Source organism: Bartonella acomydis (assembly GCF_039543025.1).
Lineage (GTDB): Bacteria > Pseudomonadota > Alphaproteobacteria > Rhizobiales > Rhizobiaceae > Bartonella > Bartonella acomydis.
In genome coordinates this window covers 1-11,512 of record NZ_BAABIY010000036.1, presented here as the reverse complement: position 1 = coordinate 11,512, position 11,512 = coordinate 1, and the positions used below count along the sequence as shown (strand labels likewise).

At 39.2% G+C, this 11,512-nt stretch carries 10 protein-coding genes and 1 tRNA gene; 5 read left to right on the top strand and 6 right to left on the bottom strand.

The genetic code is table 11. From position 1 onward, the window contains the following. On the bottom strand, window positions 1-4,714 hold a 4,714-nt coding region (locus ABD909_RS05675; protein WP_345096995.1), incomplete at its 3' end, for an autotransporter outer membrane beta-barrel domain-containing protein. 203 nt (window positions 4,715-4,917) lie between these two features. On the opposite strand from ABD909_RS05675, the gene ABD909_RS05670 reads away from it, so the two are divergent. From ABD909_RS05670 to ABD909_RS05650, 5 genes are all read left to right on the top strand, one after another. Further along, window positions 4,918-5,853, top strand: a complete 936-nt coding sequence (locus ABD909_RS05670; protein WP_345096994.1) for a siderophore ABC transporter substrate-binding protein — start codon at window positions 4,918-4,920, stop codon at window positions 5,851-5,853. A gap of 96 nt (window positions 5,854-5,949) precedes the next feature. After that, window positions 5,950-6,906 carry an ABC transporter permease gene (locus ABD909_RS05665; protein WP_345096993.1) on the top strand — a complete coding sequence of 319 codons (957 nt, stop codon included), beginning with the start codon at window positions 5,950-5,952 and terminating at the stop codon, window positions 6,904-6,906. Then, window positions 6,899-7,849, top strand: coding sequence for an iron chelate uptake ABC transporter family permease subunit (locus ABD909_RS05660; protein WP_345096992.1), 951 nt, complete (start codon window positions 6,899-6,901; stop codon window positions 7,847-7,849). The genes ABD909_RS05665 and ABD909_RS05660 overlap by 8 nt, the downstream gene beginning before the upstream one ends. Beyond that, the gene (locus ABD909_RS05655; RefSeq protein WP_345096991.1) at window positions 7,846-8,604 is read left to right on the top strand and encodes an iron ABC transporter ATP-binding protein; all 759 of its coding nucleotides are present in this window, start codon (window positions 7,846-7,848) and stop codon (window positions 8,602-8,604) included. The genes ABD909_RS05660 and ABD909_RS05655 overlap by 4 nt, the downstream gene beginning before the upstream one ends. Before the next feature lie 87 nt (window positions 8,605-8,691). Beyond that, window positions 8,692-8,765, top strand: a tRNA-Gln gene (locus tag ABD909_RS05650). 530 nt (window positions 8,766-9,295) lie between these two features. Here the strand turns inward: ABD909_RS05650 and ABD909_RS05645 are convergent. The 5 genes from ABD909_RS05645 to ABD909_RS05625 all read right to left on the bottom strand — a co-directional run. Further along, window positions 9,296-10,285, bottom strand: a complete 990-nt coding sequence (locus tag ABD909_RS05645; protein WP_345096990.1) for a phage late control D family protein — start codon at window positions 10,283-10,285, stop codon at window positions 9,296-9,298. Continuing rightward, entirely contained in the window at window positions 10,249-10,530 is a 282-nt protein-coding gene (locus ABD909_RS05640) for a tail protein X (RefSeq protein WP_345096989.1), read from the bottom strand. The genes ABD909_RS05645 and ABD909_RS05640 overlap by 37 nt, the downstream gene beginning before the upstream one ends. Then, a complete protein-coding gene (locus tag ABD909_RS05635) occupies window positions 10,527-10,946 on the bottom strand; it encodes a phage tail protein (protein WP_345096996.1) in 420 nt (139 codons plus the stop codon). Before ABD909_RS05635 ends, ABD909_RS05640 begins: the two co-directional genes overlap by 4 nt. An 11-nt stretch (window positions 10,947-10,957) precedes the next feature. Then, window positions 10,958-11,083 (bottom strand): hypothetical protein, encoded by a 126-nt coding sequence (locus tag ABD909_RS05630; RefSeq protein WP_345096988.1) that lies wholly within the window; start codon window positions 11,081-11,083, stop codon window positions 10,958-10,960. 37 nt (window positions 11,084-11,120) lie between these two features. Then, the coding region (locus ABD909_RS05625) for a hypothetical protein (protein ID WP_345096987.1) at window positions 11,121-11,512 on the bottom strand (392 nt) is incomplete at its 5' end.

The window sequence follows — 11,512 nt, the reverse complement described above, 5'->3', positions numbered from 1 at the left end:
CACGCAAAAATGAAGCAGAATTTGTACCAATGTCTAACATTCCACCGGATATACTCCGTTGTATCTCCAACTGCTTGTTTTGATTGCTGATATCCATCAAACCGGCATGGAATATGCTATTTGGCAAAAGCAGATAAGTCGGAACTTGTGGGACAACAGACCTAACAAATCGTTCAGAACCAGCAAATCCAAGCGCAGGAATATTAGCCTTAACATACTGATTTTCTAAACGGAAGTTCCAAAACTCCCCACCATCCTTCATAAACTTTTGTTGAACATGTTCCTGTTTAGAAGTCACTTCTGGACCGTAAGCACGAAGAGTATATTTATAAGGTGAATTCGCTAGCACAACATAATTACCGTCCAGTTGGAAAGAATCTTTCTCCGCCTTCCCATAAACCTGAATAATTGAAACACTATGAGCAACCTTGGGGTGATCCTTACTTTTACTTACCTCACCCGAAACACCTCGTACATGTATTCTTGTTTTTCCTTCAATATCACCATGAATGAGAAGCCGATCGGTCACTTGTTCATTACTTGAATCATGAGGGTTTAAACGTGCATTAAGAGAAATTGAAGCATCTCTCTGAGCCGCATAGACCTTACCGCTTCCATCTCCAATACGGAGAGTCTGATACAAACTGCCAGATTCTGGAGACACAAACTCAATAACACTATTCACAAGACGTATAGAGGAAACACAAGAATCCATACACTCTGAATTTGAAGCAACCCAATTCTTATGTTCACCTCTTTTTAGAATCCACTCTGATCTATTAGCTAAATCTAAGTTGACATAAGAACTCTTTTCAATACTTGAACCTCCTACAATAATAGAGTTATCAAGCGAAAGCACGATATTAGAATTATTCTCAGCTCTCAACAACAAATCACCAGAAAGAGTTGTTTTATTTTCTAAAGAAACATGACCAGCAGAATTATTTCCATAAATAGCAACACTCTTCGCAACTTCGAAGACAGTTTTTTTCAATGAGACCATTCCCGTTATAGCTATAGGTGCTCTTTCCTGTAAAGATTCAGCACTCCGCTTAATAATGCCCGCTTTCTCAGCAGAATGTCCTTTTCCAGTTGACTCCGCGACAACCTTCTCTGGAACTTTATTTCGATTTTGTTGATCAACTTCTTTTAAGCCCTTCCCATCAAAATATATACCATAGGATTTATCACCTTCCACCTTAACAGTTGAAGATTCAATATGTGCATGATTAATAACAGGAAGAATGTCAGCAGACCTCTTTTTCCTAGAAAAACTGTTTTCAACAACACGACCAGTTCCTTTAACCCACAAAGCATTGGCATCAGTAATAACATCACCATTCGTAAACTCAACAGAAGCATTATCACTCACCAAAATAGCAGCACGTCCAAACTTATCTGTAGAATTCGACTTCTCTGCTTCTTTTTTAGCAGTAATGTTAACTTTATCTAACTTAACACTGCCCCCATCTTCTGATCTCACTGCCACTCCATTTTTCAGAATAATCGTGCCAGAGTCCATAATTATCTTACCACCTTTACTCGCTAGACCAGCTGCAGCCGAACCTCCTACCATATTAATTTTCGTATTACTTAAATTAACAGATGACCCAGAACCTGCCAAAGCCCCCACATAATCGGCATTGACCGTTCCTTCAATCATTTTAACCTCTCCACCCTTCTGCGCTTCCAGCCCAATCACAGAAGATGTAATGTTTGATTTCTTATCTAAAATAACTTTTGCCCCCTCTTCTGCAAGCACTGCACTCGCAAACTGAGATTTAAAATCAACATTATTTCTACTATTAAGACCCACACCACTAATTGTGGCTCCCTCTAGTTTAATAACAGTATCTTTACTCTTTGCATGCATAGAATGCTGAGTATCAGAACTTGTTTTCAGTACAGAATTCTTCATAGTATGTGTTTGACCATCACTGCACAAATAAGGTGCTTGCGATTTTACCTCACCATTTCCATTCGAAACACTACAGTTAGTAATAGTATCTGCTAAAGATTTTATAGACGTCCCGGAAGACGCCAATGAAACTATAGGTGCAGGTTCATTAGGGACTGTAAAAGTAACACTCTCAAATGGTTTAGAATTTCCAGAAACGAGCAAAATACGTCCTACAGGTGAAGATCCCTTCTGTTTAGACGCAGTAGATTTTACACCGTGGGAACCTTCATTAGATGGAATAGACGGAACTCCAGTAACTGCTACAATATCAATTGCATCAGAATCACTATCAAACGTTACAGCATTACCCACCTCATCTACTACATCATATCCTAGCGTATCCAATACTTCTCCATCAGTTTTTGTTACAGTGCGAGACGCTGAAGGCTCACTTGTCTCAGTTCCCTTAGACACAGAAATTATAGGCGTAGGAGCTTTAACCATAAAACAGGAAGAAGACCAACCACACTCATAGGGTATATTTTCGCTTTCTAAACGAAAATCCCAAACATCTTTACTATCCTTCACCAATTTTTTATCAAAATACTGCATTTTCCGAGGAATCGTTGGACCATAAGCACGAAGAACATATTTATAAGGCGCCCCTTTTCGTGTAATATAACCACCATCTAAAGTAAAACTATCCCTGTTTGCCTCTCCAAAAACTTGAATAAGTGAAGTACTGTAAAGTGGATTTTCCTTAAACTGTTTTTTCTGTTGACCATTAACTGAAGTGTCATGCACAAACACTGTTGTTTTTCCATCAACATTACCATGGATCAATAGCCTATCAGATATCTGAGAATTTTCCGTTTCGCTAGGCATCAGATTTGCATTGAAGTAAATTCTAGAATATCCAGAAGCAGTGTAAACCGCTTCCTTCTTGTTTCCATTTCCAATGCGAAGGACTCTATACTCAATACCCTCTTCAATATCCTCTCTCCCAGTTGCATCACCTTGTGCATCACCTTGAGGACTCCTAGCTGTTACTCTATTTTCTGCTATATTTTTAGAAGAAGTAATAAATCTGATATTACTATCTCTAAGTGTCATAGACGAAATACATGAATCCAAACAAACCATATTAGAATCGGCAGAATCACTATATCGATTCTTTGTTACATACCATTCCGATCCATGTGATAAAATAAGATCGGCCTTAGAATCTTTATCAATGCGAACAGCCCCCTTAAGGAAAGAATCACTAGCAAAAACAGATAGATTGGAAGAATCTACAGCTCTCAATAGTACATCACCAGAAAGGGCTGAGTCCTTTTCTAAAATAACAGAACCTTTCAAATCCCGACCATAAATAGCCACACCACCTGGAACTTTAAGCTTAGAACTTTCTAAAAGAACTACCCTTGCCATAAGATTTTCATCATCGTCATCATCTACAGCCTCTTCAATAACATTTCGAATAACACGACTATCTCGTGCTTGATCCTCCTGCTCATCCATATACTCTTTCATGCCGAATTCCAAGTTCTGCTCAGAAAAATATATACCATAAGAATCGTTACCTGCTAAGTTAATAGCTGAAGACTTTATGGCAGCAAGAACCCTTCCAGCATCACCAGCAATCTTAGTAAAATCATCATTATTATTCAAATTATAGTTCTGAATATCATAGTCACTATTGGACCAAAAATTGTTCTCATTTTCAGAAGGATCACTATTACTAACCCACAAACCAATAGCATCGGAGCCATTAGCAATTACGCCATCAGAAGAAAGATGAGCATCTTGTAACAGAAAGACAATACTTAACTGCACCATTCCTGGAGTCTGATCAACTCCACTATCTCTTCGAGCTCTTGAACTTCCTGGAATCCCTGTGTCTCTTTGTTGAGCAATGTTAATCATAACATTTTCTAGTTTTACAATCCCCCCATATTCTGATATAATGCCTACACCACCTTTTTCAAAGATAATTGATCCAGATTTCATTGTTATTTGAGAATTATCTACACTCTGCAACCCGTGTGCATTAATAGGTAGTATATTAGCGATTTTCACATCAATATTCACATTTTCTAACAAAATAGAGGAATCTTCATTTGCCGATGCACCTATAGAAGCTTTTGTAATTTTCCCTCCTTTCATGCTGATATTTCCACCACTTACAGCCTCAAGCCCAGTAACAAAATTTTGAATATTTGAATTCTCCAAATTAACCTGTGCATCTACTACTGAAAGTACAGCACTTCCCCACCCAACAAGTGCTTCTTTTGCATCTTCTTCACTAAACATCGATAATAAAGTGCCCAGATTATCATCAGAATCATCACTACTATCAGAAAGATCTGTCATATCAGAAGGAAACTCTACACCATTTATAGCCACATTATTCACGTTAACAGTTGTTGTTTTTGCTTTAATAGATCTCGCTTGTCTAAGAGTATTAATATTAAGGAAACTCCTCTCTTTACTTTCCCCCTTCACAAGAGAGCCCATTACATACAAAGCATTCTCACCGTATCTCTTTACAAGAATACTACCTCCTTTCATTGAGTGTTCTTGACCATCCATACAAAAAATAGGCTCACGATCTGTCTTATCATCAGTCATATCACACTTATAGTCATTAAATGGACTGCTCTTAAGTAAACTCGAAGAATCAACCGAAGTAAGCAAACTCTCTTTTCCTTCTTGGCCTCCATTCCCCATAGAAACATCTACAGCTTGTAAAAAGAAGAGAGCACTTGTTGTGAGCGCGTACAAGCGCGTACGCTTTTTAAATACATCGATCATATGTCAAACTTTCTAAATATAATCTTGCAAAAGCACTTGAATTAAGTGAAAATAAGGTAAGTGTACGCTTTGTAACACACATTAGTCTGTTTTACAACATAGTGTAGCTTATTATAATATCGTTTTGTACACAAAAATGCCTAAATATAAGTTTTTAAGTACAAAAACCCTAATATTTTATAAGATAAAAGGATATAATGACGATGATAAAATATCTAAAATGGGTAATTTCTGTTTTGGTTATTACAATGAGTTTTGCAACTTTTTCATGGGCAGATGTGAATGTTAAAGCAAGTATAACGATTGAACACGCTTCAGGAACAACTTCTGTTCCCACTGCTCCACAAAAAGTTATTGTGTTTGATATTGCTTCGCTTGATAATATGAATCGCCTTGGAATTAAATCTGTTGTCGGTATTCCTGAAGGCAAAAAACCTTCATATTTGCAACAATTCAATGAGGCAAAATATGAAAAAATTGGTACCCTTTTTGAACCTGATTATGAAAAAATTGCCACTCTTCGGCCTGATTTAATTATTATCTCCTCAAGAACTCAAGCCAAATATAAAGATTTATCCAAAATCGCTCCAACCATTGATCTCACTATAGGAAGTGAAAACTCTCTTGCAGATATTGAACGGAATGTGTCTATTCTTGGAAAAATTTTTGGTAAAGAAAAAGAAGCTGCAGAAGAAATTGCAAAACTCAAGGAAAATTTAACAAAAGTTCGTGAAAACACGCAAGGAAAAGGCACAGGACTTATCCTTATGACCTCTGGTGGCAAGATTAGTGCTTTAGGTCCAAAATCACGTTTTGATATTCTTCATTCCGCCTTTGGAATTGCTCCTGCAACCGATAAACTCACCGTGCAAAAACATGGACAACTCATTTCTCATGAGTTTATTCTTGAAACCAATCCTGATTGGCTATTGATTATTGATCGGGATGCAGCTATCGGACGGGAAGGACAATCTGCTGCACAACTGCTCGACAATGAACTTGTTCACCGTACAACAGCTGGCAAACAAAAGCAGATTATTTATTTAGATTCTTGGAGTTGGTACCGTGCAGCTGGTGGTTTAACGGGACTAAATGAGGCAGCACAACAAATCAATGAAGCCTTTACAAAAAGCAAATAAACACACAAAATAACTTGCTTGTTGTAAAAATAAAATTTAGAAGCAAAGGTTGTTTACTAACAACCTTTGTTTTTTTCTGTTGGAAAATAATTTAACGTGAAAAATTATTGGATAACCATAACAATTCTTGTTCTACTTTCTATTCTCAGCATTTTTGTTGGTTATTCTGATGTAACACCTTCTAACCTCTTATCAAGGAATCCTCATGCGTGGCTTATTTTTTGGCAAACACGTCTTCCTCGTACAATTGCAGTCCTTTTGGTCGGCGCAGCACTTGCACTCTCAGGCATGATTATGCAATTGCTTGCGTGCAACCGTTTTGTTGAGCCATCTACTACTGGAACCGTTGAATCAGCCTCTCTTGGCATTGTTTTTGTCATGATTTTTCTGCCTAACGTTCCTGTTTTAGGAAAAATGATGATCGCAGCGATTTTTGCCATGACTGGCACACTACTCTTTATGTTTTTATTGCGCAAAATTCCTTTAAAATCTGCCCACATTGTTCCACTCATAGGAATTATGCTAGGCTATGTTATTGGCTCCTTAACCAATGCTATTGCTGATTATGAAATGTTGCTTCCCTCTCTACAAAGCTATTTATTTGGCAGTTTTGCGATGATTCTTGAGGGAAAATACGAACTCTTATGGTTTTCTCTTCCTCTTTGCATTCTTGCCTATTTTACTGCTGACCGTTTTACCCTAGCAAATCTTGGAGAAGATTTAACCAATAATCTTGGACTAAATTATCGTGCTGTCATGCTCTTTGGACTTTTTATTATCGCATCAATCACTGCTGTCGTTGTCTGTACAGTCGGGCGAATTCCTTTTGTCGGACTGATTATTCCAAATCTTATTTCAAATTTCATGGGAGATAATATGCGCCACACTGTTCCTTGGGTGGCAATGAGCGGTGCAGGACTTGTCTTAATCTGTGATCTTTTAGGACGAATCATTCACCCATCCCTTGAAATTCCCATCAGTACGATGATGGGAATTATTGGTAGCTTTTTTTTTATAATACTGCTGTTGCGTTGGAGAAAACGTGTTGGATAGAAAAAAAGCAACAACACTTGTACTGACAACACTTATCGTGATGGCATGTGGCCTCATCAGTCTTTACATGACATGGAATATCAACATCTATACGTGGACATTTCGATTCACAAAACTCATCTCGCTTCTTCTCATTGCCTATACAATTACAGTTTCTACTATTCTCTTTCAAACAGTTGTCAATAATCGTCTTCTTACCCCTTCATTGATGGGATTTGATCAACTTTATATTTTCATAAAAACGACCATAATGTATTTTTTAGGTTCCCTTTCATTGCCCTTTTTGAATGAAGAAGGACAATTAGTTCTTGAAGCTCTTATCCTCGTTTTCTTTTCCATAAGTCTTTTCCGCTGGCTCTTTTCAGGAAGTCTAAAAGGACTTCATATAACACTCTTGATTGGTGTTATTTTAGGGGGATTTTTTTTCAGCTTGCGCATGTTTATGCAATTGCAACTCAATCCAGATCAAATGATGAATTTAACGGATATCATGTTTGCAAATTTTAATAAATTCAATACATCACTCGTAAGATTTGCCATAATTATTGTTTTTGTAGTGAGTCTGATTGCTTGGCGCTCACGCCATCTGCTTGATGTTCTTGCTTTGGGACGGGAAAACGCGCTTAATCTTGGAATAGCTTATCGCAAAAGCGCTACAGCTATTTTGATTTTTGTTTCTATTCTTGTTTCCATTTCCACTGCACTGGTAGGGCCTGTTACATTTTTTGGATTACTCGTTGTTAATCTTGCTTATGAACTCTCCCCACAAGCAAAACACGGGGTTGTTATACCGATTGCGATATTATTAGCTATTATTTGTCTAGTTGGTGGGCAATTTATTCTAGAACAAATTTTTCATATGGCAGGACGTTTAAGTTTTATTATTGAATTTTGTGGCGGTATTGTCTTCTTAACATTACTGATGAAGGGAAAACTAAAATGATTGAGATCAATCATCTTTCCAAGACTTATGGAGCTAGATTGATTATCGATAATTTATGTCTAAAACTCCCCAAAGGGGGCATTATTTCTCTTATTGGTCCCAATGGTTCTGGTAAATCAACACTTTTGATGTTGATAAGGCGCCTTTTACCACATCATAAAGGAACCATTCATATCGACGATTTTGATATTGATAAAATGTCTCACATTATGTTGGCACAAAAACTCTCAATACTGCGTCAAGATAATCCTTTATCTTTTCGTCTTACCGTATATGATTTAGTAAGTTTCGGACGCTATCCTTACTCAAAAGGCTGGTATAGCGATGAAGATAAACAATTTATTGACAGTGCACTGCGATATCTCGGCTTACAAGACTTAAAAGACTGCTTTTTGGATGAGCTTTCTGGTGGGCAGCGCCAACGTGCTTTTATTGCCATGGTTATTTGTCAAGACACCGACTATCTCCTGTTAGATGAGCCTTTAAACAATCTTGATATGAAACATGCCGTTGCCATGATGAAGCAATTACGCCGTACAGCCGATGAACTCAAAAAAACCATTCTCATTGTGATGCATGATATTAATTTTGCCTCCTCTTATTCAGATATGATTGTTGCCCTCAAACATGGCAAAGCAGCATATTGTGGAACAGCACAAGAAATTATGCAGCCAGAAATTCTTAAAGATATTTACGATGTAGACATTCAGATCAAAAAAATTAATGACATTCCTATCGCCTTTTATTATCGATGAATTCTTCTCCTCATCAATCATCATAAAGATTCTCTTTTATCCTTGCCTGCACTGTAAAATCTGCTAAAAGTTGCGACATTGGCTGATTGGGGAATAGTTTAATGGTAGAACAGCGGACTCTGACTCCGTCAATCTTGGTTCGAATCCAAGTTCCCCAGCCAAATTCAATGTATGTATGTAGCTTTGTAGCTTGCCACTAGGTTTTGTGTAGCTGTAGCTTGCCAGCGGGTTTTGTATATTTTGCCACCAGGTTTTGTACCAATTTATTTGCTTCACATGATTTTTAAGGGGTTTTCAAAGGGTCTTCAAAGACCTTTCAAAGATCATTTAAAGCCTCTTTAATGAGTCTTTATTTTTCTTCTCTTAAAAATTACAATTTTTAATGATCAATTCTTTTGCCAGAATTATATTATAGGAATCGCATTATTGAAACAAAAGAAGCTTTGAGGAATTCGGTCAACTTGACCGAATTGCACTTCGATATGCAATTGTGCAATGTTTGGCTATTGCTTGTTTGAGGAATTGGGTAAACATTACCCTATTGCTGGACTCATGCAATTGGATCACCTTGATCCTATTGCTCTCTTCCACTCAAAGAGCAAACATTGCACTTTGATCTCAAGAAACATCACGACCGATCAAAGGAGCAGGTTGCACCTTTGATTTTCTGTTTCTAACACGTTTAATTTTCTCATGCCTCCTTTCCTTGATTTGGTGCCTCAAAGGTGATTTCTGTGGTATAGTCGCTTTGCTTTTCATAGCGATGGGTCACGGTTGCGGCTTTCCATGGTCCATTGATTTGCATACGAAATCCTTGGAGGAGAAGGGGTTGATCCGCCATGATTTCGGGGCGCCCTTCTAGGGTCAAAGAACCACTGCCCACAGCTCGGCAAAGCCTGTCTGATTCTGATGCCGCTGCTGCCAGTGCCTTTTCCTTGCAAGTATAACAACTGCGCAAACGGCGTACTGGACCATTAAAACCTGTTTGATGCTTGACAGACAATTGTTGCCCTTTTGAACGATCAAAATAAGAAGCTTCAATAGTGCCATATTGGGTGCGCGGCTCGAGACTAAATTCCCAGTGGGAACACTCCTGTTGATGAATTGTCTGGAGGGGGAGATTGTCCCCGCTTAAAAATAAAAACTTATTGTCTTTGATCAAAAAACGCGCCTGCATGCGATCAGCAAGGCGGGTTAAAAAATCAATCGCCGACTGATCTGTCCGAATCACATAAGGTAAGGCTTGTTTGGTAAACTGTGGACTGACCTTTGCTTGATAACCATGGCGTTTGGCAAGGGTCTCAACAATCTCAGCAATGGTTTTATGGTCAAAATGTTCACTCACCTGTTCTTTGAGTTCCCCACGCATGGAAGCGCTTTTGCCACAAAGGCGCAAGATTTCTCCATCACTGCCTCCACAACTTACAACCGATTCGACAACAAAACGCCCCATAAAGGCACGGATGCTGTTCTCATAACCAAAGGTGACATGGAGTACACTGTTCCTGGAGGGAATCTCTAAATCATTGCCGCACTCATCAAACTCTGCTTCAAATGTATCGGCTTCATTACCGGCATGATCGGTGATGGTTGCCGTTAAAAGACGTTGATAAAAGATTTCATGAACAAATTTCTCCCCTACTATCACCTCAATAAAGGGATGTGCACGCATAAATCCCATAGCCGCTTTACCACGCTGTTCTTTTCTTGGTTGACAAATTCAGGCAGAAGAACCTTTAAGCCCCTTGGCAACAGAGCACCATATCTCGCAATCTCTGGATTGGCTTGCAGTGTAGCTTCTAAATAGCCGTTTAGTGCCCCAACTTGAGATCTGTCTCCTAACACAGCCATGGCATGTTGAAAGCAGAGGAGATCAAGACTCATATCCTCTAACTCTACAACAACACGCTTTTCTGGTATCTTCATCGGGTTTCTCTCCCTTCATCATATCCCACTTGGTACTGACCTCGTGGTTTTCCGCCATTTAAAAAGGGCAAAAGACTGATCGCATAGCGAATACGCTGTGATTGACCAGAGCGACTGATATAGTCGTGGTCTTTCGTGATACTGGTGATCACCACCGGACCATGGAGAAGGACACTATAGGTGGTATCATTGATCCAACGAAGCATCTGGACCGGCTTTGCTCTTTTGATCGTTGTGGTGATGGCATCAATGGCAACCCGATCCCCAAACTCTTCTGGAAACAACACANAACTAGGCGACCTGCCAAAACGCTCCATAGAAACCCATGAGGCAGAGAATTCCTCTTCAAAAGATTGGAAATTAAGCCAGTCCACATAAAATTGATGTGGACCTAACATCATCAAAGGATCTTGCATGCTCCCTCCCATTATTCTATTCCCTCATGCAATGCATTAGCGCGTGCCCGTTGAATAGCGTGAGTAACCGTTCGACCATTAGCAACAGGATCACGCGCGCCATTGACATGCACCGTGATATTTTGAGTGCGATACATAAGTTTGTGTGTCCTTCCCCTCATTGCCTTCCTGCCATTATTCGGTCCCTCCATGTAGGGCATTAGCGCGTGCCCGTTGAATGGCGTGAGTAACCGTTCGACTAGTAGCAACAGGATCACGCGCGCCATTGACATGCACCGTGACATTTTGATTGTGGGTGATGGCAGAGCGGTCTTTCTCTCTTTGCTCTGAGCCCAAGTGATTGGCATGAGAATGACCTGCAAATTGTGCTATGGGTTGAATGGTTGTTTTGCCCCCAAGCCAACTTGGCAAATGAAACAGGTCGGATAAATCAATCGATCCAATCCAGCCCTTTATGCGACCAGGCAAAGATTTAAAAAAATCCATCAATTTTGTGATGGTCCCCATAAAGCCATCGACAATCCAACTGGCTAAGTCTTCCCCTGCTTGTTCCATACCTGCTTTGG